The following is a 22,517-nucleotide window of genomic DNA, read 5'->3' on the forward strand; positions in this document are numbered from 1 at the left end:
CCCGTGATCAGCTCTGTACCGCCAGCACCAGCGGCAGCACACCTCCCGCCCCCGCCCGGCGCAGCAGCCGCGCGGCCACCGCGAGCGTCCAGCCGGTCTCGGTCGCGTCGTCCACCAGGAGTACCGGGCCGTCGGCGGCGCGCAACGCCTCGGCCAGCTGCGGCGGCACCGTCAGCGCCCCGTTCAGGGCACGCAGCCGCTGGGCGCTGTTGGACCGCGGCAGCTGCGTCTCGTCGGCCCCTGCCGCATACGCGATCGATCCCAGCAGCGGCATCCTGCCGATCTCGGCGACCCGGGCACCGAGGGACTGGACCAGCTGGGGACGCGTGCGGGACGCCATGGTGACGACGCCCACCGGCCGGGCGGGCGCCTCCGGATCGCCGCTCGCCCAGCCGCCCGGCCCCTTCGCCCAGTCGGCCAGCACCCCGACCACGGCGTCGAGCACGTCGGCCGGTACCGGACCGTCCGGCGCCTGCGGGGTCAGGAGCGGGCGCAGCCGATTGCCCCAGCCGATGTCCGAGAGCCGGCCGAGGGCCCGCCCCGCCGACGCCTGTTCACCTGCCGGAATGCGACCCTTGAGATCGACGCCGATCGCCGGGAGCCCCGTCGGCCACATCCGGCGCGGCTCCACGACGACGCCCGCGCGGCCCAGCTCGCCGCGCGCCGCGTCCAGCGCGGCGGGGGAGACCTCGGCGGTGAAGCGCGGCCCCGCGCAGTTGTCGCAGCGGCCGCACGGCGCCGCGCCCTCGTCGTCCAGCTGCCGCTGCAGGAACTCCATCCGGCAGCCGTCCGTCGTGGCGTACTCGCGCATCGCCTGCTGCTCGGCCTCGCGCTGCTTCGCCACCCAGGCGTACCGCTCCGCGTCGTACGTCCACGGCTGTCCCGTGGCGGTCCAGCCGCCCTTGACCCGGCGGACCGCGCCGTCCACGTCCAGGACCTTGAGCATCGTCTCCAGGCGGGAGCGGCGCAGCTCCACGAGGGGCTCCAGCGCGGGCAGCGACAGCGGCCGGTCGGCACCGGCGAGCACGTCGATCGTCCGGCGCACGAGCTCCTCGGGCGGGAAGGCGATGGACGCGAAGTACGCCCAGATCGCCTCGTCCTCCCGGCCGGGCAGCAGCAGCACCTCGGCGTGCTCCACACCGCGCCCTGCACGGCCCACCTGCTGGTAGTAGGCGATGGGGGAGGAGGGCGAGCCGAGGTGGACGACGAAGCCGAGGTCGGGCTTGTCGAAGCCCATGCCGAGCGCGGAGGTGGCGACCAGCGCCTTGACGCGGTTGCCGAGCAGGTCCTCCTCGGCCTGCTGGCGGTCGGCGTTCTCGGTCTTGCCCGTGTACGAGGCGACCGTGTGCCCGCACTGCCGCAGGAAGGCCGTGACCTCCTCGGCGGCGGCCACCGTGAGGGTGTAGATGATCCCGGAGCCCGGGAGGTCGTTCAGATGCTCGGCGAGCCAGGCCATGCGGTGCGCGGCGTCGGGCAGCCGGAGCACGCCGAGGCTCAGGCTCTCCCGGTCCAGCGGGCCGCGCAGGACCAGCGCGTCCGTGCCGCCGCCGGTGCCGAGCTGTTCGGCGACATCGGCCGTCACCCGGGCGTTGGCCGTCGCCGTCGTGGCCAGTACGGGCACGCCCGGCGGCAGGTCGGCGAGCATCGTGCGCAGCCGGCGGTAGTCGGGCCGGAAGTCGTGGCCCCAGTCCGAGATGCAGTGCGCCTCGTCCACCACCAGCAGGCCGGTCGCCGCGGCGAGCTTGGGCAGCACCTGGTCGCGGAAGTCCGGGTTGTTCAGCCGCTCCGGGCTGACCAGCAGCACGTCCACCTCGCCGGCCGCCACCTCGGCCTGGACGGTGTCCCACTCCTCGGTGTTCGAGGAATTGATCGTGCGGGCGCGGATGCCTGCCCGGGCGGCCGCCTCGACCTGGTTCCGCATCAGCGCCAGCAGCGGCGAGACGATCACCGTCGGGCCGCTGCCGCGCTCCCGCAGCAGGGCGGTCGCGACGAAGTACACGGCCGACTTGCCCCAGCCCGTGCGCTGCACCACCAGCGCCCGGCGGTGCTCGGCGACCAGCGCCTCGATCGCCCGCCACTGGTCCTCGCGCAGCCGGGCCGTGCCCGCCGGGGCGCCGACGAGGCGGGCCAGCACCGCGTCGGCCGCCTGCCGCAGGGTTCCGTCGTTCGTGTCGTCCATGCACCCATGCAAGCGCATCCCACTGACAACCGGCGAACCGGCACCTCAGCCCCCGAGGACGAGCCGCCGCGGTGGCACGTGCAGTGCGGAGAGGGGCAGGCCGGGGGAGGCGGCCAGTTCGGTGGTCACGGACTGCCAGGCGCGGAGCAGCTCGGCGGCCCGTTTCCGCTCTCCGGGGCGGGGTGAGCCGACCTTCAGACGACGGCCGGACGGCGTGGGCCGTACCGAGCAGTGATAGGTGCCGGCGTCCGGCGCGTACCAGGAGAGCAGCCGCCAGCCGGGTGGCGGCACCGGAGGGCCCACATGGTCGAAGACGAAGACCGGCTCCTCGGAGCAGACCGGCGCCTCGGCCGAGCCCGCGAGGAGACCCGGCGTGGTGATCTCCGCGCGTGCGCCGTCGGCGATCTGCCAGTGGGCCATGAGGGCCTGCCAGGCGCGATACGGGATGTGATCCTCCTCGGGGCCGGCCTCATGACCGGCCTCCGGAGCCGCACGATCCGCGCCCGCCGCCGCAGCGATCTCCCTCAACAGCCGCCCGGCCCCCGGCGCGACCGCCCGTGCGTCTTCGCAGGACAGCCGCAGTTCCGGCCCGTCCCAGGCATCCGTCACCTCGGCGCTGACGCCCGCGTGCTGCACGGCCCGGCCGGTCAGTACCCGAGAGACCGCGGCGGACAGGTCGGCGGCGGTGACGTTCAGGGCGAGTACGTGCAGGTGAAGCCGTCCGGAGCTCCCGAGCGCTGCGGTCATTTCCCCTCATTCCCGATCCGGCTGACGACGGCCGTCACGGCCCCGGGAAGCCCGTCGCGCGCCGGCAACACCTCCGTACGCCCGTACCAGCCTCCCGGCCCGTGCCCCGAGATGCCGCGCAAGGTGACCGCGCCCCCGGGGCCGAGCGCGAGGCCGACCTCCGCCGCGCCCCTGGCCAGGCCGCGCCCGGTCGCCTTCACGGCGGCCTCCAGCAGCGTCCACGCGGGAAGGAACGCCGCGGGCTCGGCGGTCGCCGGCAGGGCCGGGTACACCGTGGCGAGCACGTCCAGGGCCGCGGGGACGGGCCGCAGCCGCTCGATGTCCACGCCCACGGGCTTGTCGTCCGCACCGGCCAGCAGCAGCCGGCCGGACCGCGACCAGCTGATGTGCTGCTCCGGATGGTCCGGCAGATACGGCTTGCCGGACGGCGTGTACGCGACGCGCAGGCTCGCCGGGGGCACCCCCAGCCGCCGGCCCAGCAGGTCGCGCACCACCAGCCGGGAGCGGAGGAAGCGGCGGGCCGCGACCGCGTCCGTAAGGGCCGCGGCCCGCCGCCTCTCCTCCTCCGTGGGGCGCGCCGCCAAGCCGTCCGAGCCGCCCTCACCGTCCAGGTCCACCACCCAGACGTCCACGGGCTTCACCTCTCTCCACTCCCGCTACAGCCTGAAGACCTGCGTGGCGGAGAGCGACGGATCGCCGGGCCGTACGTGCAGCTCGCCCCGGGACGGCAGCATCACCACCGCGGCGACGGTGCGTTCGCCGCGGATGTCGCCCCGGTCCGGTACGCAGATCGGCGGTTGCGACAGCAGTCCGAAGTGGTCCTCGGCGCCGCACCCCGGGGGCAGTTCGGCGAGCCCGGCGGTGGCCGCCTTCAGCCGGCGCACGGACGAGTTGCGGGCGAACACGTTGATCTCGTCGAACGGTACGAAGTCCGGGTGCAGGAAGTGGTTGGTGTGCGCCGTCTCCGCCCCCTCGGTGACCCTCAGTTCGTCGCCCAGGATCTCCACGACGGCGACCCGTTCCCGGTCGCACAGGACGAGCGTCCGGGAGCTCGCCAGGGGCAGGCCGCGCAGGATCTCCAGGGCCTGCGGGACGTCCCGTGCCGTGTCCAGCAGATGCCGGATGGCGAGGTAGGGCGGTACTCCGGGGTGCCAGTCGCCGCCCAGTACCAGGTTGAGCCCGACCGCGAGGCCGTCGCTGTTCAGCCCCAGGTAGCCGAGCAGGCCGCCGAAGCTGAGGACGAGCGAGCGGCGCGGGGACCCGGTCCGGGCGACCTCCAGCACGCCGAGGTAGTCGTCCAGGTTGCCGTTGAGGTCGACGGTCTGCGCGAGGACGGGGCCGGCCGCGCCGGTGCGGGCGTACGTCGTGCAGTCGCCCGCCGTGGGCACCTTGCGGTACCCCATGATCTCCCGGCGCAGCTGGAGCAGCCATGCCTCGTCCGGCGTGATCCCGGCGCCGGCCGCGAGCCCCGCGACCTCCTCGGCCAGTTCGGGCGTGGCCGCCGCGACCGCCGCCCGGTAGGCGGCGATCGACGGCAGCAGCCCGTCCAGGGAGACCGGCTCCGGCATGACCTTGTTCAGCCGGGCGAGCGAGTCGTCGAGGAAGGCACGCAACGGACCGGCGAGGGCCTCACCATGGGCCCGCCCGGCGGCGAACGGGCCGCCGGGCGCGCGAAGGAAGGGAATGCCCACGCCCGGCGTCATCCGACGGCGTCCAGCTGGGCGACCTTCGGCTTGGTGGCCAGCTCGTTCTTCACGCGGGGCCATTCGGCGCGCAGGACGCTGTAGAAGATCGCGTCGCGGCGGCGCCCGCCGGGCATGAAGTTGTAGCTGCGCAGGGTGCCTTCCTCCACGGCGCCGATGTTGCGCAGGCCGCGGCGCGCCTGGGTGTTGAGGATGTCGGTCTTGAACTCCACGCGCTCGGCGCCCAGCTGCTCGAAGGCGTGCTCCAGGAGCAGGTACTTCGCCCAGCGGTTGATGCCCTGGCCCCGGAAGTCGCGGCCCAGCCAGGACCAGCCGATCTCCAGTCGCCGGTCGGCCTCGGCCATGTTGCCGTAGCTCATGCTGCCGGCGACCCGGCCGGTGGTCTTGTCGGTGATGATGTGGACGACGCGGCGGCCGGCGGCCTGGTCGGCGAGGCAGGTGTCGAAGAACTTCTCGAAGTCCGCGTCGGTCTCGACGGCGGAGACGAAGTACTTCCAGATGTCGGGGTCCATCGCGACGGCCCGCACGGCCTCGCGGTCCGCTTCGGTGACCGGTCGCAGCAGGACGTGCTCGTTCTCCAGGACCACCGCGGCGTTCTCGTTCCAGGCCATGGTTCAGGCCACCTTCTTCGTGAGTCGGGACAGGGACTCGGCGACGCTGCGCAGGGTGCGCATCTCGGCGAGGTCGTGCTCGGTGAAGTTCGCGAGGTCGACATCGGTCGCCTCGCACACCTCGGTCAGGAAGAGGACCTTGTTGAGCGAGGTCAGGCCGTAGGTGCCGGCCATGTCCGCGTCGAGGTCGAGGTCGTCGGGGGCGACCTCGGGGTCCAGTACCGCGGAGAGGGACTCCCTGGCCGCGCTCTCGATGTCAGGCCGCATGGATGCCTTCCTTACTGTCGTGGATACCGGCGTGGTAAGTGGCGAGGATCTGCTTGCGCTTGGGCTTGTACTGGGACGTGAGCAGGCCGTTGTCGATGCTGAAGGGCGCGTCGGCGATCACGACCCGGCTGATCCGCTCGTCCGCGGTGCGGGCTGCGTTGGTCAGGGCGAGCTGCGCCTCGATGGCGTCCCGGTCGGCGGGCACGGTGGCCGGGGAGACGACGGCGACCAGGTCGGTCTGCGCGGGGCAGAACAGGACGCACTCGGCGATCGCCGGGCTGGTCCTCATGTGCTCCTCGATCGGCCGGACGACGATCTTCTTCCCGTTGTCCAGGACGATGACGTCGTCGGCGCGGCCGCGGATGAAGAGGAAGCCGTCCTCGTCGAGGTGGCCGAGGTCGCCGGTCCGTACGGTGCCGTCCGGGGCGAACATCCGCTCGGAAGCACCCGGTTCGGCATACGCGTAACGGTAGTTGACCGGGTGGTCGCTGCGCACCCGGATGACGCCGTCCTCGTCCACCAGGACTTCCTTGCCGCGCAGTACCTTGCCGACGCTGCCGGCGCGGTGGGCGCCGGGGTGGTTCTTGGTGACGATGCAGGTTTCGTTGAGCCCGTAGCCCTCATAGATGGGCAGCCCGGCGTCGTGGAAGAAGCGCAGCATCGCCGCGTCGGCCGGCGCGGAACCGGTCCACAGGTAGCGGATCCGGTCGCCGAAGAGGTGGCGGGCCGCCTCCTGGACCGTCCGGGGGCCGCCGGAGCGGCGCAGCCGGGCCTCCACCTGGCGCTTGGCCGTCTCGTAGAAGGCCGGTACGCCCATGACGACGGTGGGCCGGACGCGGCGCAGCGCCGCGAAGGCCGACTCGTACGTGCTGATCGTGAGGTCGTGGCCGTGCACCAGCGCCGAGTAGACCCAGTAGCGCTGTTGGAGCAGCGAGAGCGGCAGGAAGACGAACAGGTCGTCCCCCGGCTTGTGTTCGAAGATCTCCTGCACCGCGGCCAGCGAGCTGTCGATGCTGCCGACGGTCGCGCCGAGCCCCTTGGGCGTGCCGGTGCTGCCGGAGGTGAACTTGATCGTGGTCACGTCCCGCGGTGCCCAGTGGACCGTCGGCAGCGCGGTGTCCTCGTCCGCGCCCGCCGGCTCTTCCGCGAGTGCCCGGACCTCACCGATCGGCACGGCCCCGGGGGCGTCCGTGGGCTGGTCGGTGAAGAGCAGCGTGATGTCGTACCGCGCCATCAGCTCCGCCGAGGGCGTGAACTTGCCGGGCTCCAGTCCGGCGGTCTCCGCCTTCAGGAGCAGCGCGGCGAGGTCCAGCAGTACCCATTCGAGGCTGTTGGCGGCCAGGATGCCGATCCGGTCGCCCGGGCCGATGCCCCGCGCGCGCAGCCGGCGCGCCAGTCGGCCGGCCCGCTCGTACAGCTCCGGCAGGCCGAGGCTCTCCGTACCGTCCAGGCGGGAGAAGGCGATCCGGCCGCCGAGCGGCGGGTGGGAGACGATGTGCTGGATGAACGAGTGGTCGGTCACCGTGCCTGCTCCTCTTCCGGTGCCAGGGCCGTGGCCATCGCGGCGACGGTGTCCAGGTCGGCCATCACGTCGAGCGGGATGGTGACCCCGAACCGCTTGCGTACGGCGGTGAGAATGCGGGCCGCCGCGATGGAGTCGCCGCCGAGCGCCCGCAGGCTGTCGTGGATGCCGACGCGGGCCCCGCGCAGCACCGTGGACCAGATCTCGACCAGCGCCTTCTCGGTGTCCGTCGTGGGCTCGCCGCCGCCGCGCGGGGCCTCCGCCGCGGGCGCCGCCTCCTCGACGGCGGTCTCGGCGAGCTTGCCGCGGTCCACCTTGCCGTTCCTGGTGAGCGGCAGATCGGCGTGCCAGATGATCGCCGTCGGGACCATGTAGTCGGGCAGGTCGCGGCGGAGGGCTTCGCGCAGCTCGGCCTCGGTGGGCCGGGCGTCACCGCTCGGTACGAGGTGGGCCACCAGGCGGTCGCCCCGCGCGCCGGGCCGGCTGGCGACCACGGCCTTGGCCACGGAGTCCAGGGCGACCAGCCGCGTCTCGACCTCGCCGGCCTCGATGCGGTAGCCGTTGACCTTGATCTGGAAGTCGCTGCGGCCGAGGATCGCGATGGAGCCGTCGGGCAGGTACCGGCCCAGGTCACCGGTGCGGTAGAGGCGTTCGTTGCGCCGCGGGTCGTATCCGAACCGCTCGGCGGTGCGCTCCTCGTCGCCCCAGTAGCCACGCGCCAGCCCGGTGCCCGCCGCGCAGATCTCGCCGGTCACCCAGTCGGGGGCGTCCAGCCCGTCCCGGTCCAGGACGTACGCGCGGTTGTTGGCGTTGGGCCGGCCGTACGGGATGGACCGGCTGCCGTCCTCCTCGGGGCCGACCCGGTGCAGGATGTTCCAGATCGTCGTCTCGGTCGGGCCGCCGAGCGAGACGACGTCGAGGCCGGACCTGAGGCGGCGCAGCGCGGCGGGCAGCGCCGGCGGGATGCGGTCGCCGCTCATCATCACCAGACGCAGCGCGGGCGGTACCACCTCGTCGGCGACGGCCTGGTCGTGCAGCATCGACACGATGGCGGGCACGGAGTTCCACACGGTCACCCCGGCGCTCCGGCACAGGTCGAGCCAGTGGGCCGGGTCGACCGCCCGGTCCCGGTCGGGCATCACCAGCGCGGCCCCGGCGGACAGCGCGCCGAAGACGTCCCACACCGACAGGTCGAAGTTGAACGCGCTGATGGCGAAGAACCGGTCGTCCGGGGTGATGGCGAAGCGCTTGTGGCAGTCGGCGACGACGTTCGCGACGTTGCGGTGGCTGACCATGACGCCCTTGGGCGCGCCGGTCGTGCCGGAGGTGTAGAGCACGTACGCGAGGTCGTCGGGGGAGGAGCCGGGCAGCCGGGCGGGCAGTTCGGCCGTCCCGTCCTGAGGGGTCGTCACATCGAGTCGGAGGACGTCCCGTTCGCCGTCCGGGTCCTGCCAGTCGAGGTTGGTGAGTACCTGGCGGACCTTGCCGTCGCGCAGCATGTAGCGCTGCCGCTCGGCGGGCAGGGCCCCGTCGACGGGCAGATAGGCGGCCCCGGCGAGGACGGTGGCGAGGATGCCGACGATCTGCTCGGGCCCGCGGCCCATCACCAGGCCGACCAGCTCGTCCCTGCCGACGCCCCGCTCCCGCAGCCACTGTGCCGCCGCGGCCGCGCGGCGCAGCAGCTCGCCGTAGCTGATCTCCGCGTCCGAGGTGAGGATCGCGGGGGCGTCCGGCGTGCGCCGGGCCTGGGCGGCGAAGGCGTCGCCGAGCAGCTCCTCCGGCAGCGGTACGGCGGTGTCGTTGGCCGCGCGGCGCCGCTCGCGCTGGGCGGCGGGCAGCAGGTCGAAGGTGTGCCGCTGCCAGGCGGCCTCGTCCGCCAGCGTGTCGAGCAGCGTGCCGTACCCCTGGGCGACATCGTCCAGCAGGCTCTCCGGGAACAGCTCGTCGATCCCGTCGAGCTGGACGACGAGGCCGCCGTGCTGCTCCATGGCGAAGGCGTTCAGCCACACCTGCGGGGTCTGGCTGACGCTGAAGACCTCCGGCCCGAACAGCTCCAGCGCGGAGCCGTCGACCTCGCCGTTGACGTGGCCGATGGCGCTGTTGAACGTGAAGGGCATCCGGGCGCCCGCCACGCCGCCGCGCCGGCGCGCCAGTTCCTGCATGACCTCGCTGCCGGAGAAGTGCCGGTGGTCCAGGTCGCTGCGGAGCCGGGCCTGCAGCGCGCGGGCCCGCTCCTCGAAGGTGCGGGAGCGGTCGACCTCCGCCTCGACCAGGATCGTGTCCGAGAAGTTCCCGATGGCCTCGAAGACCCGCGGGTGGATGGGCGGCCGGTTGGCCACGGTGGTGGTGAGGGTGAAGCGCGGGCCCGCGCCCCAGACGGAGAGCGTTTCCGCGTACGCCGCGAGCAGCAGGGCCGACGGCGTCAGCCCGGCGAACGCGGCCCGCTCCTTCAGCGCCGTCCAGGCCCGCTCGTCCAGCCGCACCTGGCGCTGCGAGAAGCGGGTGGTGGTCAGCGCCGACGGGCTGGTGGCGAGCGGCAGGTCCGGGTGGGGCGCGAGGTCGTCCACGCGCGCCAGCCAGTACTCGCGGGAGCGGCGGGCCGGTGCCTTCTCCCGCCCGGCCTGCAGGGCCGCCACGTACTCCTCGTACGGCAGCTCGCCCGGCGCGCTGTCGTCGGGGCCGTCCCGGTACTCCCGCCACCAGGCGCGGAAGAACAGGAACATGCTGATCCCGTCCATGACCAGCCCGTCGTGGCTGACGTGCAGCACCATGCGGTCGTCGGCGAGGACCGTCACGTCCGCGGCGATCAGCGGTACCTGGTCGGCGGCGACCACGCGGTGGGAGCGTTCCTCGCGCAGCGCGGCGCGGAGGCGCTCCTGTTCCTCGGGGCTCTCGCCGCGCAGGTCGAGGCGGCTGATCCGCGGCCGGTGCTGGCGGAACTCGGTGACCTGCCGGTCGTCCGAGACGAAGCGGGAGCGCAGCGCGCTGTGCGCGTCCACGACCGCTTCGAGGGCCGACTCCAGCCGGTCCACGTCCCACACGCCCTCGAACTCGTGGTAGACGTGGCTGGAGATGTCGCCGATCTCGAAGATGCCGCTGCGGCCCAGGAAGTAGGCCCGCTGCAGCGGGGTCAGCGGGAAGCCCGGGCCGTGCCGCTCCTCCTCCGCCAGATGCGCGACCAGCTCCTCCTTCATGCTCTTGACGAGCGCGATGAAGTCGGGGTCCATCCGCTCACGGCCGCCTTGGAGCCGCAGATCGTTGCCGGAGAGGGAGACGGACAGGCCCCGGCTGTCGATCTCGCGCAGGACGTCGCGGTAGTTCATCGGGCGCCCTCCTCGGTCAGCGCGGTGACGGCGGCCTCGTCGGCACGCTCCTCGATCAGCGCGGCCAGGCCGTTGACGTCGTGGCTGCCGAGCAGCTCCTCGACGGTGACGTCCACGTCCAGCGCCTCCAGGATCTGGTACTGCAACGTCACGGCCTGCAGCGAACTGGTGCCCAGCTGGCTCAGGTTGCTGTCGCTCGCCACCGCGTCGGCGGGGAGCTGCAGTGCCGCGCCGACCAGCGAGGTCAGCCACGGCACCAGCTGCGGGCCGGTGTGGACGCGGCGGGGCGCGGCGGCGGTCGGCCGGAAGAAGACGGCGTCGGCGAGGCGGATCTCGCTCTCCGGGGGCACCAGCTCCACGGTGCGCGGCCACACGGCCGGCTCGGGCAGTCCGAGCGCCTCGGCGAGCCGCGCGGCGAAGCGGGGCATGACGGGCGCCGCGGCGTGCGCGAGGAGGCGGGCAGCGGCCAGTTCCAGGGCGATGGCGGTACGGGCCTCGCTCTCCCAGCCCGCGGTCTCCGCGAGGAGGGCCTCCTGGCGGGAGAAGCGCAGGGTGTCCGTGACGATGCCGTCCAGTTCGGCGGCCGCCTGGTTGAGCGAAAAGCCCTCGGAGCCGAGGCTGCCGGTGACCGCGGCGAGCCGGGCGCCGAGCCGGGCGAGGAAAGCGGAGTGCTCCGGCGTCCAGGTACCGGCGTCCGGTGCCTGTCCGCCGTACCGCTTGCCGATCCGCGTCCCGAGGTCGTTCAGCCAGCTCTGCCAGGTGCCGATCAGGGTCTCGTCGAGCGTCGTCTCGTACGCCGCGCGCTGGAAGTTGGTGCGCCGGCCCTCGGGGCGGGTGGCCGCGAGGAAGTAGCGGACGGCGTCGACGGAGTCCGGGCCGAGGATCTCCTTGCCCCAGATGGCGTGCCGCCGGCTGGTGGAGAACTTGCTGCCCTCCAGCAGGTAGAACTCGTTGACGTGGTAGTCGATGTCGGGCTTCCAGCCGGGGTGGGCCAGCCGGTAGAGGGCCGGGTAGAGCACCGAGTGGTAGAAGCTGTTGTCGTAGCCGAAGAAGTGGACGACCTTCCAGTCCTGCTGCGGCTCGGCGGCCTTCCACTTCTCGCCCAGGCGCGCGCCGAGCGACTGGATGCCGTGCAGGAAGCCGTACGACATCTCCGGCCAGACCCAGATGACCTGCCCGGTCACGTCCTGCTCGGCCGGCGGGACGCCCCAGTCGGAGGGATGGCTGACGGGGATGTCCAGGCTCGCGCGGCGGAAGAGCCGGTCGCTCAGCTCGCGCAGCCGGGCCGGGACGCGGCCCAGGCGGTGGTGCTCGGCGACCTGCTCGCGGAAGGTGTGCAGCGGCAGCGACCAGCGGGCGACCGGGGCGCTGCGCGGCGTCGCGGCCGAGCGCGCGGAGGCCGGGTCGACCAGGTCGGTGACGGTGTTGGGCTCGCCGCACTCCTCGCAGATGTTGCCGCTGGTGCCCGAACCGCACGCCGGGCAGCCGCCCTTGACGTCGACCTCGTAGAGGTACTGCCCGCTCTCCGCGTCGAACAGGGCCTCGGTCTCGGTGACCTGCACCGTGCCCGAGGAGACCACGCGGGAGAAGAAGTCCTGCAGGCCGGGGCGGTAGGCCGGGTCGTTGTCGGTGACGGTGAACTGGTCGGGGACGATGTCCATCAGGGCCAGCGTCCGGGCGATCTCGGCGCTGTAGTGCGCCGCGGTCTCCGCCGGCTCGCGGTCCTCGGCGCGCGCCGCGCCCACGACATAGCTCTGGTAGTCGTCGCTGCCCGTCAGGTGCCACGCCTTGGTGCCGTTCATCCGCTGGTGGCGGACGTAGGCGTCGGCGCCGAGATACGGGCCCGAGAGGTGCCCGAGGTGCAGGTCGCCGTTGGGGGTCGGCGGGGTGGAGAAGACGAAGACCGGGCGCTCGCCGAAGGTGGTGCGCGCCGTGTTTTCGGCCGAGGTCAGGGCGCGGGACGGGTCGCGCCAGTACTGCGTCAGGAAGACCACGTCGGTGTCGCCGGTGTTTTCCAGGACGTGGGACTCGAAGGGCTCGAAGAGGGCCACCGTGCCGGGCGCGGCCGGGTAGCGCTGTCCGTCGACGAGGAACTCGCCGCGCCCCGCGACGATCACGAAGAACTCGGTCTCGTCGTGCTGGTGGCTGTCCGAGCTGCGGCCGGGCGCCACCCGCCCCCAGCCCGCGCCCACGCCCAGGCCCTCGATGTCGCTCATGTCGATGCCGAACGCCTCGTGGAGGGCCGTGTCGTCGTACGTGTTGATGATCACGCCGCGTCCTTTCGCTGGGAGGGAAGGGGGAGAAGGCCGGCGGTCTCGGCCGCGATGGCGGGGGCGAGCCGGTATCCGGAGCCGTTGGCGGCGCCCGCGAAGACGAGCCGCCCGTCGTCGGTGAGCGGGCGTACGAGCGGCTGCATGCCGGGCCCGTAGGCGTCGCAGAAGACGCGGCCCGATACGCAGCGGTCCGCCAACTGGGCCGCGTAGCGGGCGAGTACGTCCAGCGCCTCGCGCCGGTCCGCCGCGGAGATGCCGGTGGGCAGGGTGTCCGGGTCGACGTCCCACTCCTGGCAGGTGTAGCTGAACAGCCAGTGCCCGCGCTCGTGGTAGGGCAGCAGGAAGGCGTCCTCGTCCTGGAAGACGACCGCCCGGTCGCCGGGGGCCGGCGGTACCTCGATGTGCAGGGCCACGATCTTCTTCACCCGGGCGCCCAGCGGTGCGACGAGGTCCCGCCAGGCGGGGGCCGCGAGCCAGGGGCCAGGGGCCAGGACGACATGTCCGGCGGTCAGGGTGTCGCCGGTGCCCAGGGCCAGCTCCACCGCGCCGGGTCCAGAGCTCAGGCCGGTGACCGCGACGCCCTCGCGGAACTCGGCGGTCCGCCGCAGGTCACGGGCCAGCAGCTGGGTGAGCGCGTGCACGTCCGCGTACTGGCAGCCGTCGCCCTCCCACGCGGCCTTGCCCTCGGGCACCCGGGCGATGCCCCCGGCCACCTCCGCGACGGGCCGGAGCTTCGCCTCGGGCAGATAGGTCTCGCGCAGCCGCGCCTCCTGCGACGCGTCGGCGATGACCGTCATGTCCAGGCGGTGCACGGGCAGTTCGGGCCGGGCGGCCTTGAGCGCGGCGTAGTGGTCCTGGCTGTACGCGGCCATCGCGCGGACCCGCTCCGAGGAGCCGCGGGGGAAGTGCAGGCCGGCCGAGCGGCGGCTGGCGCCGCTGCCGACCGCGTCCCGCTCCAGCAGGACCACGGAGGCGTCCGGAGTACGGGCCAGGATCTCCCGGGTGATCAGGCAGCCGAGCACGCCGCCGCCGACCACGGCGAAGTCGGTGCTGTTGCGCGCCATCACGCGCCCCACAGGACCTTGGCGCCGGCCTTGGACGACCACTCGATGAACGACGCCAGCTGCTCGTCGCTGCGCACCCCGCTCAGCCGGTCGGCGATGCGCTGGCTGCGCCAGGCGTTCAGGCTGAGGTTGGGGTCGGCGAGGCCGCGCTGACCGCGGGCGGCGTTCTGGACGAAGATGTTGCGGTCGGCCGGGCCGTCCCAGCGCACCGCGAAGTCCTCGTCGATGCTCAGCTCGTCGCCGTGCCGTTCCAGCCGGTCGGCGATCGGGGCGAGGAAGTCCATCCGCGCGGGCCGGAAGCCGGTGGCCCAGACGACGATGTCCGCCTCGAAGTGCTCGGTGGCGCCGGGCTCGTCGTTGTGCCGGACGCTGATGTCCCAGCCGCCCGCGTCCGCCGCCGTCACCTCGACGACCTCGCGGTTGGGGTGCAGCCCGACCAGGTCGGGGTTGCCCTGGACGAAGCGGTGGACGTAGATCCGCTGGTAGATGTCGCGCAGCGTCGACTCGGAGATGCCGTCGCTGGAGAGGATGTGCTGCGCGTTGAACGCCTGCCGGGCCTCCGGCGGCAGGCCGTAGAAGTAGTCGGAGTGGGACGGCATGAAGTAGTCGTTGGTGAAGGGCGAGTCGTCGATCGGGAAGTAGTTGCGGCGCCGGGAGATCCACGAGACGCGGCGCGGCAGTTCGCCGTCCGCGCGCGAGATCAGGTCCAGGAACGCCTCGGCCCCGGACTGGCCGCCGCCCACCACCACGACCCGCTTGTCCTTCAGGTCCTTGGCGGCGTTCATGTAGTCGTTGACGTGGAACTGCGTGGGGCCGAGCAGGTCGCGGCCCTGCGGCGGGACCCACGGCCGGCTGCCCACGCCGACGACGATGTTCTCGGCGGTCACGGTGCGGTGGTCGGTGCGGACGGTGAAGACGCCGTCGAAGTCGACCTCCTGCACCGTCTCGCCGAAGACGACGTTCTCGTTGCGCCGGCTGGCCCAGGCCAGGTAGTTGCGGAACTCCAGCCGCGGCACGTCGTCGAACTGGGCGTTGAGGAAGTGGTACACCCGTCCCTGGTCGTGCAGGTAGGACAGGAAGGAGAACGGGCTCTTCGGATCGGAGAGGCTGACGAGGTCCTTGAACATCGACACCTGCAGGGTGGTGCCGGGTATCTGCTGGTCGTCGTGCCAGCCGAAGGACGCCTTCCGGTCGAGGAAGAGGTTGCGCACCTCCGGGCGGCCGTGCAGCAGTGACGCCAGGCTCAGGTTGGCAGGTCCCACGCCCACTCCTACGCAGTGGTACTGCGCGGAATCGGCCCGGTTTTTCGCGTGCCCCATGAGGTCTCTCCTTCAGGCGGATGCCGGCGGTCTGCCGGCCGAGTCGTGCCGGATATGAGGTGTGATGTGGCGTGATATCGGGCAGGTGGGGGGTCGTGCGTGACCGGACGGACGGGGTGCGTCCGTGTCACAGGGGGTCAGGGATCAGGGAAGTACGGGTCAGACGGGCGCGTCGGCCTTCACGTCGGCCTTCACGGGTGCCGTGGGCACCGGTTCCGCGCTCGCCTCATCGGCCGCCTCGGCCGCCGGCTGCCGGCGCACGGCGATCAGGCCGAACACCGTGGCGAGCAGCGAGCCGACGGCGACCGCCGGCCAGACCAGCCCGCCGAGCTGCAGGAAGAGCCAGCTGCCGAGCATCGGGCCCACGGCGGTGCCCAGGCCGAACATGAACTGGAAGCTGCCGATGTACCGGGACCGCAGGTGCTCCGGGCCCGCCTTGGCGGGGTAGGCGAAGACCGCGGGGCCGCCGATGATCTCGCCGAGCGACCAGATGAGCGTGCCGACGACGACGGCGGCCGGTCCGATCGGCAGCCCGTAGAAGGCCACCCCGGCGCCCACGAGGGCGAAGCCCAGCCCGACCGTCAGCTTCAGCGGCCACTCCTGGGAGAGCTTGGTGATCAGCAGCTCGAAGGCGATGACAATGAATCCGTTGAGCGAGACCGCGAAGGTGTACCAGAAGAGCGCGAGCCCGGCGTCCTTCATGTACAGCGGCAGTGTCGAGAGGTACTGCATGTAGACGGCGGAGTGGCAGAAGGCCGCGACGAGGTACAGCAGGTACCGCCGGTCGCGGACCACGGCCAGGTAGCCGCCCGAGGGCGCGCCGCCGTCCTTTGGCCCGGCCGCCGGTGCCGGGACACGCGTGGCCCGGGCCGGCAGCGTCGCCCAGGCGAACACCGCGTACAGCAGGGCGATCGCGGCCTCGCCCCAGAACAGCAGGTCGTACTCGTGACCGCCGGCGTTGTACAGGCCGTAGCCGACCAGCGGCGCGGCCGTCGCCCCCACGTTCAGCCCGAACCGGTACATCGCGAAGATCATGACCTGCCGGTGCTCGGACGTCAGCTCCGCCAGCAGCGTCGCCGACGCCGGCCGGAAGAGCTGCGCGCCGAGGCTGACCAGCGCGATCGCCGCCAGGAGCGCGGTGAAGTCGGGCAGGTACAGCAGGGCGGCGGTCAGCACGCTCGTACTGCCCATGGACACCACGGTGGCGTTGCGCACGCCCATCCGGTCCGCCAGGGTGCCGCCGATCAGCGAGCCGACGACGGCGCCCGCCCCGTAGACGCCGAGGGCGATGACGGTGTGGCCCTCGGAGTAGCCCTTCGCGGTCAGGAACAGCACCAGGAAGATGTTGAGGAAGCCGCTGAGGCGGTTGACCAGCACCCCGGCGAGTACGGTCTTCACCGCGAGCGGCGCCTCGCGGAACGTGGCCCACACCGTGGCCCGTTCCCCGGCCCGGGTCTCAGGAGCCATGACCGGCCGCCGTCCGTACCGTCAGGGTCACCGCGGCGCGCACCCGGCGCTCCAGCTCGTCCAGTTCACCCGGGGTCGGCGCATCGATGAGGAAGGTCACCGCCCGGTCGTCGGAGCTGGTCAGCGGGGACAACGGGGCGCCCTTGTCCTTGAGCACCAGGACCGCGCGCAGCGTCGGGGGCGCGTCCGGGCCGCCCGGCGCGAGCTCCGGCCACATCCCGCCGTCGCCCACCCACACCGGCGCGACGCCCGGCCAGTCGACCGTGACGTCCTCCAGCGTGCCGGGCTCGTGGTCCAGGTAGACCTGGCGGGCCCAGCGGCGCGGCGCGGGGTAGGAAGCCGGCTCGCCCAGCGCGATCCGCACGATCTCCGGCTCCAGCGGCCGCCCGGTGGCGAGCTGGTAGAGCGCGAGCAGGCCGTCGCCCGGGGTGCGGGCCGCGATCTCCATCAAGTACGGGCGGCCGTCGGCGCCCAGGCGCCACTCCGCGTGCGCGATGCCGTCACGGAAGTCCAGGGTCGCCAGCAGCCGCCGGTTGGCGCTCAGCAGCGCCTCGTCCTCCTCCGTACGGGCGTTGGGCACGGAGTGCGAGAGCTCCACGAAGGAGCGGGCGTGCGACTCGGTGGTCTCCTTCCTGGTGACGGACGCGAAGATCACCTCGCCGCCCTGCACCAGGCTCTCCACCGAGTACTCCTGCCCCTGGACCTGCTGCTCGACCAGCACGGTCTCGTACGCGGGGTAGTCCGCGAGCCGGTCCCGCAGCTCGGCGGCGTCCGCGACGGTGACCACCCCCGAACTGGAGTGGCGGGTCGCGGGCTTGGCCACCACCGGGTACGCCAGGCCGTCGAGGGCCGTCTCCTCGCGCTCGCCCGGCGGCACGACCAGCGAGGCCGGGCCGAACTCGTCCAGGTACCAGCGCTGGAGGTACTTGCTGCGGCAGGCCCGCGTCGCGCGCAGCCCCGGCCCCGGCAGGCCGAGCGCGTCACCGAGCAGACCGGTCGGCTCCACCAGCGTCTCGCCGACCGCGTACGCGCCGACGACGGTGTACTTCCGCCGCCAGTCCCGGGCACGGGCGATGAAGCCCGGTATGAACGAGCCCTCCTGGTCGAGCGAGCCGTCCACGAAGGCGATGTCGTCGATGAGGGAGGCCGGGTGGTCCGGGTCCTTCATGCAGGTCCGCGCCACCTCGCGGTAGCTCTCGGGGGTGATGAGCAGCACCTTCAGGCCCCGCGCCGACAGTTCCTGGAGGTAGCGCGGGTTGCGGCACACCACCCAGAAGGCGCCGGTGAGGACGAAGGCTTCGGGTGCTCTCCCGTCCGGTGTCGTGTCGGTCATGCGCGGTCTCCCCGTGGTGTCGTGGTCGTCTCGTCGAACGTGATGCGCAGTCCGTTGTCGCCGAGGAAGTCCAGCCAGCGGCCGGCCTCCTCGGCGGACTCGGTGGCCCGGTTCAGGCCGGCCGGCAGCGCGCCGGCCAGCAGCCGGGTGATGCCGAAGGCGAGCGGCAGGGACACGCACCGGGCCATGGCGCTCTCGGTCTCGTCGCCGGTCAGGTCCATCAGGCAGGCGCCCTGCCAGCCCTCGCCGCCCGCCGTACGGACATCGAGCGCGACCGAGAGCACGACGCGGTCGCGGTCGGTCTCGGTGGTGGGATAGCGGTCGGCCAGCTCCTTGGCCAGCGCCCTGGTCCGGGACTCGTCCCCGGCGCTGACGGTGCGGAAGACCTCTTCCCAGGCGGCGCGCCAGCCCTCGTTGCGCAGCGTGCCGCGGACGAACGTCCGCAGCCGCCAGCCGTCCGGAATGCCGTACTGGGCGATGAAGGGCAGGCTGTCGCGGTTCGGGTAGACCTCGAACTCCGCGCCGTCCAGGCGGTGGACGCGGGTGGCCTCCCAGGGGCGCGCGGCGGTGCGCTCCGCGCCCTCGGACACGTAGCGGGCGGGCGAGCCGAGGGCGGCCAGGACTCCGTAGGGCGCCCAGCTGAACCGGTAGCGGAAGTCGTTGGGGACGGCCGGTATGCCGCCGCAGTACGAGGTGAAGTCCACCGACTCGGCCGTGTCGCCGACCGCCTCCCGGGCCCGCCCGACCAGCCGGTGGGCCATCAAGTGGTCGATGCCCGGGTCCAGTCCGGCCTCGGTCAGGACGACGAGGCCCGCCTCGGCCGCCGCGGCGGCCTGCTCGGCCACGGCCTCGGAGACATAGCTGGTACAGGCGAAGTGCGCCCGGCGGTCCCGCGCCAGCCGCAGCAGCCGCGGGTGCTCGGTGGCGGGCAGCATCGAGACGACCACGTCGCCCGTGCCCACCGCGGCCTCCAGCGCCCCGGACTCCAGGGCGCGCACCTCGGCCCGGCCGGTCAGGCCCAGAGCGGCCAGCCGGGCGGCCGCGCGGTCGGCGGTACGGTCCCACAGCACCACCCGCGCGGCCCGGTCGCACAGCGCGCCGAGGCCGCTGCGGCCGGTGGACAGGCCGGTGCCGATCCAGTGGACGGTGCCGCTCGCGGGGACGGCCTCGGTACGGCCGGGGGTCGGCCGGCTAGCGGACATGGGTGCTCTCCTTGTGGTCGGGGCGGGCCGCGGCTTCAAAGGTGCGCAGCGTGCGCGCCCAGGCCGGGTCGGTGTCGGACAGCCGCGCCAGCTGGGGCGCGAGCTCTGCCGAGAAGGCCCGGCTGGACTCGGCGGGCAGCAGCGAGGGCAGGTTGTCGATGGCGATCAGGTCGGCGGGCCGGTCGCCGTCCCGCAGCCGCCGGACCGGCCGGTCCCAGTCGGTGACCGCGTCATAGACGGGCAGGACGTTGCACTCCGAGGTCACGTCGCAGGTGACGTCCGAGATCACCGCAGTGCTGCGGCCGGGGTCATCGAGGTCCGCCGGGGTCACGAAGGGCGGCACGGGCCGGGTGGTCAGCACGGTGTTGACCACGATGTCGTGGCCGAGCAGGGCCGCACGGTCCAGTTCGCGGGTCTCCGCCACGTCCCACCGGGTCGGGGCGATGCCCGCCGCCTCCAGCGCGTCGCAGGCACCCCGGCCGCTGCGCCCCAGAGCACCGATCACCAGCGCGGTCCCGCCGGCGCCGGCCCCCAGCAGGGCGTCCAGCCCGGGGCGGTCCGTCGGGCGCAGCGGCGTCTCCAGCCGGCCCCGGTGGTGCAGTACGGCCAGCGCGGCGCCGACGTAACCGGCCCAGTACCCGAAGGCCGCGAGCCGGCGGCCGTCGTCGTCCGTGAGGTACTCCAGGTCCAGCAGCGCGCCGCCGCCCGCCGTGAACCGGCCGAGCAGCTCCTCGGCGCCCGCCTGCCCCTTGTAGGCGTGACCGAAGTAGATATGACGGTGCCGCAGCTCGTGCGGCACCGCGGGCAGCTCCTTCAGGCCCAGCACGTAGTGGTCCGCAGGGGCCTCGGGCCAGCTGCCCGCCGGCGCGGTGCGGCAGCCCGCGGCCGTGTAGTCGGCGAGCGGGAAGGCGCGCTGCGGCGACTCCTCGACGGTGATCTCGGCACCCTGGTCCACCAGCTTCGCGGCGTCCTCGGGCACGAGCGGCGCCCGGCGCTCACTGGCGCGGGATTCATGACGCATCCACAGGCGTGGCATGTCCGGCATCAGGCGGTACTTCCTCTTGAGAGATCGGCGGGCAGCTTGAGGGATCGGCGGGCAGCGGGCAGCGGAGGGCCGGTCCGCGGCTACAGGACCGGGATACGGGCGTTGGCCAGCGGCCGGTACGCCACCTCGGCCGGCAGCTCGTCCGGGTCGAAACCGGCGGCGAGCAGCTCGCCGACGACTCCGCAGGTCACGGCGGTCGCCAGCTCCTCTCCGGGACAGCGGTGGGCGGCCGTGCCGAAGGTGAAGACCGCGGGGTCCGCGCGGCCGGGCAGGAAGGCGTGCGGGTCGGGGTTGGCCGCCGGGTCGCGGTTGGCGGCGGCCAGTACCACCAGCACCTGCTCGCCCGGCGCGACCTCGGCATCGCCGTACCGGAACGGCTCGGCGGCGAACCGGCGGGTGTTCTGGATCGGCGCGTCGTGCCGCACGACCTCCCGGACGAAGGCGGCCGGAACGGTCGGCCGCTGCCCCTCACGGGCCAGCGCCAGCAGGGTGTTGCCGATCAGGCCGGCCGTGGCGTCGTACGTCTGGGAGAGGAAGCCGACCGCGTTGGCCAGCAGCGGCGCCGTTTCGGACCAGTCGGCGCGCCGCGCGGCCCGTACCAGCTCGGCGAGGAGCCCCGTGCCGTCGGCGCCGCGCTCGATACCGGGGCCCAGCAGCTCCTGGAGGCGGCCGGCCGCCAGGGCCGCGGCGCGCTGCTGCTCCGGCGTGGCCGAGGCGGGGATGCACTGGACGAAGTCGCCGGTCAGCCGGGCCGCTTCGGCGTCCGCGCCGCCGTCCAGCCCGCACAGCGCCGCCACGACCTGCGCGGGCACGGCGAACATCAGCTCTTCGAAGGGCGGCCGGCCGTCCTTCAGGTACGCGCGGGTGCGCTCACCGGCCAGCGCTGCGGCGTGCGCGGTGTCGACCCGGCCCAGCGCGTCGACGACCACCCCCTTCAGGCGCTGCTGGAGGGTGCCGTCGGTCATCCGCACCAGGGACCCGAAGACGTCACCGGCGGGGGTGCCGGCGATGCCGGGCGGGACCGGCTCGGCGGCGGGCCGGACGCGCAGCGCGCCGGCGGTCAGCACGGCGCGCACGGCCGCGGCGTCGCTCGCCACCCAGGCGCCCACGGCCGGGTCGAAGGCGAAGGGCCGCTCGGCCGTCAACGTCGCGTAGTAGGCGTAGGGATCCGGCAGCCGGACCGCTTCGATGGGGGTGGTCACCCGTGGCACTCCTTGCTCGGTGGAACGGTGGGGGGTGGGCGGGCCGGTCAGACGTCGCGCGCGGCCCGGGCCGCGCGGCGGGTGTCGAGCGTGCCGGCGATGGTCAGCCGCATGACCTCCGACGTGCCCTCGTAGATCCGCAGGGCGCGGATCTGCCGGTACAGCCGCTCGGTGACGCTGTCCTTGACCACTCCCGACGCGCCCAGCAGCTGGACGGCCGTGTCGACGATGCGCTGCGCCTCTTCGGTGGCGTACAGCTTGGCGATGCTGGAGTGCCGCGCGAAGCGGCGGCTGCCGCGGTCGGCCTCCCAGGCGGCCCGCGCCACCAGCAGCGCCGCCGCGTTGAGCTGGACGTCCATGTCCGCCAACGACGCCTGCGTCAGCTGGAGGTCGATGAGTTTGGTGCCGCCCACGGAGCGCGTACGAGCGCGGGCCAGGGCCGTGTCGGCGGCCCGCCGGGCGAAGCCGAGCGCGGCCGCGCCGACCGTCATCCGGAAGCGTTCCAGCAGGTCCATCGCGATGACGAAACCCTTGCCCGGCTTGCCCAGTACGGCGTCCGCCGGCACCCGGCAGTCCTCGAAGTCGAGGTGGGCGAAGGAGCGGGGCGCGAGCGCGTCCAGGCGTCGGCCGACCCGTACGCCGGGGGTGTCGGCGGGGACGAGGAACGCCGTCAGGCCCAGCGCCCCCGGGGCGCCGCCGGTGCGCGCGATGACGACGTACACATCGGCGATGCTGCCGTTGGCGATCCACGCCTTGCGGCCGTTGAGCACATAGCCGCCGTCCGGGCCGCGGTCGGCCCGCAGGGCGACCGAAGCGACGTCCGAGCCCGCCTCCTCCTCGGAGACCGCGAAGGCGCCCACGAGCGAGCCCGTGGCCATCCGCGGCAGGTAGTGCCGCTTCTGTGCCTCGCTGCCGAAGCGGATGACCGGCGTGGCCGACAGCGCCTGGATGGAGAACGCGAAGTCCGCCAGGTCCTCGGCGTACGCGAGCGCCTCCCGCGTCAGGCAGAGGGCGCGGTGGTCGCCGGGCAGGCCCTCGGTGCCGGACTCCGGGTCCAGGAAGGCGAGCCAGCCGTCCTCGCCCAGCTGCCGTACCAGGCGCAGCCCGGCCTTCTCCGGGTCCTCCTGCCGTACTTCGTCCCACAGGGCGGTACGGGCGTCGCACCAGGTGCCGAGAGCCTCGGCGAGCCGGCGGTGCTGGTCTTCGTAGAAGGGGAGTTCGAGTATTTCCGGGTCGAAGCTCGTGATCTGCTGCAAGGCG

The 22,517-nt window shown here is 73.3% G+C and carries 17 protein-coding genes; all 17 read right to left on the reverse strand.

Annotated elements, in window-relative coordinates; translation table 11 throughout:
- Positions 1-7: 7 nt before the first annotated feature.
- Complete coding sequence (locus tag CCS38_RS15495) at positions 8-2,179, reverse strand: RecQ family ATP-dependent DNA helicase (RefSeq protein WP_223733851.1); 2,172 nt, start codon at positions 2,177-2,179, stop codon at positions 8-10.
- A gap of 45 nt (positions 2,180-2,224) precedes the next feature.
- Positions 2,225-2,926 (reverse strand): hypothetical protein, encoded by a 702-nt coding sequence (locus CCS38_RS15500; protein WP_223733852.1) that lies wholly within the window; start codon positions 2,924-2,926, stop codon positions 2,225-2,227.
- Positions 2,923-3,558 carry a 4'-phosphopantetheinyl transferase family protein gene (locus tag CCS38_RS15505; RefSeq protein ID WP_223733853.1) on the reverse strand — a complete coding sequence of 212 codons (636 nt, stop codon included), beginning with the start codon at positions 3,556-3,558 and terminating at the stop codon, positions 2,923-2,925. Before CCS38_RS15505 ends, CCS38_RS15500 begins: the two co-directional genes overlap by 4 nt.
- Before the next feature lie 24 nt (positions 3,559-3,582).
- Positions 3,583-4,617, reverse strand: a complete 1,035-nt coding sequence (locus CCS38_RS15510; RefSeq protein ID WP_308050801.1) for a C45 family autoproteolytic acyltransferase/hydrolase — start codon at positions 4,615-4,617, stop codon at positions 3,583-3,585.
- An 8-nt stretch (positions 4,618-4,625) separates the two neighbouring features.
- A complete protein-coding gene (locus CCS38_RS15515) occupies positions 4,626-5,240 on the reverse strand; it encodes a GNAT family N-acetyltransferase (protein WP_223733855.1) in 615 nt (204 codons plus the stop codon).
- A gap of 3 nt (positions 5,241-5,243) precedes the next feature.
- A complete protein-coding gene (locus CCS38_RS15520) occupies positions 5,244-5,507 on the reverse strand; it encodes an acyl carrier protein (RefSeq protein ID WP_223733856.1) in 264 nt (87 codons plus the stop codon).
- Positions 5,497-7,029: an AMP-binding protein gene (locus CCS38_RS15525; RefSeq protein WP_223733857.1), complete on the reverse strand. Its 1,533-nt coding sequence runs from the start codon at positions 7,027-7,029 to the stop codon at positions 5,497-5,499. The genes CCS38_RS15520 and CCS38_RS15525 overlap by 11 nt, the downstream gene beginning before the upstream one ends.
- On the reverse strand, positions 7,026-10,352 hold the full coding sequence (locus CCS38_RS15530; protein ID WP_223733858.1) for a non-ribosomal peptide synthetase: 3,327 nt from the start codon (positions 10,350-10,352) through the stop codon (positions 7,026-7,028). The genes CCS38_RS15525 and CCS38_RS15530 overlap by 4 nt, the downstream gene beginning before the upstream one ends.
- The gene (locus tag CCS38_RS15535) at positions 10,349-12,622 is read right to left on the reverse strand and encodes a class I tRNA ligase family protein (RefSeq protein WP_223733859.1); all 2,274 of its coding nucleotides are present in this window, start codon (positions 12,620-12,622) and stop codon (positions 10,349-10,351) included. Before CCS38_RS15535 ends, CCS38_RS15530 begins: the two co-directional genes overlap by 4 nt.
- Positions 12,619-13,689 carry an NAD(P)/FAD-dependent oxidoreductase gene (locus tag CCS38_RS15540; RefSeq protein ID WP_223733860.1) on the reverse strand — a complete coding sequence of 357 codons (1,071 nt, stop codon included), beginning with the start codon at positions 13,687-13,689 and terminating at the stop codon, positions 12,619-12,621. The genes CCS38_RS15535 and CCS38_RS15540 overlap by 4 nt, the downstream gene beginning before the upstream one ends.
- Positions 13,689-15,008 carry a lysine N(6)-hydroxylase/L-ornithine N(5)-oxygenase family protein gene (locus CCS38_RS15545; RefSeq protein WP_223733861.1) on the reverse strand — a complete coding sequence of 440 codons (1,320 nt, stop codon included), beginning with the start codon at positions 15,006-15,008 and terminating at the stop codon, positions 13,689-13,691. Before CCS38_RS15545 ends, CCS38_RS15540 begins: the two co-directional genes overlap by 1 nt.
- 159 nt (positions 15,009-15,167) lie before the next feature.
- On the reverse strand, positions 15,168-16,475 hold the full coding sequence (locus tag CCS38_RS15550) for an MFS transporter (protein ID WP_223733862.1): 1,308 nt from the start codon (positions 16,473-16,475) through the stop codon (positions 15,168-15,170).
- Positions 16,465-17,808 (reverse strand): ATP-grasp domain-containing protein, encoded by a 1,344-nt coding sequence (locus CCS38_RS15555; RefSeq protein WP_223733863.1) that lies wholly within the window; start codon positions 17,806-17,808, stop codon positions 16,465-16,467. Before CCS38_RS15555 ends, CCS38_RS15550 begins: the two co-directional genes overlap by 11 nt.
- A complete protein-coding gene (locus CCS38_RS15560) occupies positions 17,805-19,010 on the reverse strand; it encodes a saccharopine dehydrogenase C-terminal domain-containing protein (protein WP_223733864.1) in 1,206 nt (401 codons plus the stop codon). The genes CCS38_RS15555 and CCS38_RS15560 overlap by 4 nt, the downstream gene beginning before the upstream one ends.
- Positions 19,000-20,055 (reverse strand): saccharopine dehydrogenase, encoded by a 1,056-nt coding sequence (locus CCS38_RS15565; protein ID WP_223733865.1) that lies wholly within the window; start codon positions 20,053-20,055, stop codon positions 19,000-19,002. Before CCS38_RS15565 ends, CCS38_RS15560 begins: the two co-directional genes overlap by 11 nt.
- A gap of 80 nt (positions 20,056-20,135) precedes the next feature.
- Complete coding sequence (locus CCS38_RS15570; protein WP_223733866.1) at positions 20,136-21,257, reverse strand: cytochrome P450; 1,122 nt, start codon at positions 21,255-21,257, stop codon at positions 20,136-20,138.
- A gap of 47 nt (positions 21,258-21,304) precedes the next feature.
- Positions 21,305-22,513 carry an acyl-CoA dehydrogenase family protein gene (locus tag CCS38_RS15575; protein WP_223733867.1) on the reverse strand — a complete coding sequence of 403 codons (1,209 nt, stop codon included), beginning with the start codon at positions 22,511-22,513 and terminating at the stop codon, positions 21,305-21,307.
- Positions 22,514-22,517 lie beyond the last annotated feature (4 nt).

Source organism: Streptomyces purpurogeneiscleroticus, assembly GCF_020024005.1.
GTDB classification, from domain to species: domain Bacteria; phylum Actinomycetota; class Actinomycetes; order Streptomycetales; family Streptomycetaceae; genus Streptomyces; species Streptomyces purpurogeneiscleroticus.

What these genes read in the sequence shown, in the direction of transcription:
- CCS38_RS15555 (WP_223733863.1), bottom strand. Translation starts at nt 17,808, where the DNA reads ATGACCGACACGACACCGGACGGGAGAGCACCCGAAGCCTTCGTCCTC.
- CCS38_RS15530 (WP_223733858.1), bottom strand. Translation starts at nt 10,352, where the DNA reads ATGAACTACCGCGACGTCCTGCGCGAGATCGACAGCCGGGGCCTGTCC.
- CCS38_RS15520 (WP_223733856.1), bottom strand. Translation starts at nt 5,507, where the DNA reads ATGCGGCCTGACATCGAGAGCGCGGCCAGGGAGTCCCTCTCCGCGGTA.
- CCS38_RS15545 (WP_223733861.1), bottom strand. Translation starts at nt 15,008, where the DNA reads ATGGGGCACGCGAAAAACCGGGCCGATTCCGCGCAGTACCACTGCGTA.
- CCS38_RS15515 (WP_223733855.1), bottom strand. Translation starts at nt 5,240, where the DNA reads ATGGCCTGGAACGAGAACGCCGCGGTGGTCCTGGAGAACGAGCACGTC.
- CCS38_RS15560 (WP_223733864.1), bottom strand. Translation starts at nt 19,010, where the DNA reads ATGTCCGCTAGCCGGCCGACCCCCGGCCGTACCGAGGCCGTCCCCGCG.
- CCS38_RS15565 (WP_223733865.1), bottom strand. Translation starts at nt 20,055, where the DNA reads ATGCCGGACATGCCACGCCTGTGGATGCGTCATGAATCCCGCGCCAGT.
- CCS38_RS15540 (WP_223733860.1), bottom strand. Translation starts at nt 13,689, where the DNA reads ATGGCGCGCAACAGCACCGACTTCGCCGTGGTCGGCGGCGGCGTGCTC.
- CCS38_RS15495 (WP_223733851.1), bottom strand. Translation starts at nt 2,179, where the DNA reads ATGGACGACACGAACGACGGAACCCTGCGGCAGGCGGCCGACGCGGTG.
- CCS38_RS15500 (WP_223733852.1), bottom strand. Translation starts at nt 2,926, where the DNA reads ATGACCGCAGCGCTCGGGAGCTCCGGACGGCTTCACCTGCACGTACTC.
- CCS38_RS15550 (WP_223733862.1), bottom strand. Translation starts at nt 16,475, where the DNA reads ATGGCTCCTGAGACCCGGGCCGGGGAACGGGCCACGGTGTGGGCCACG.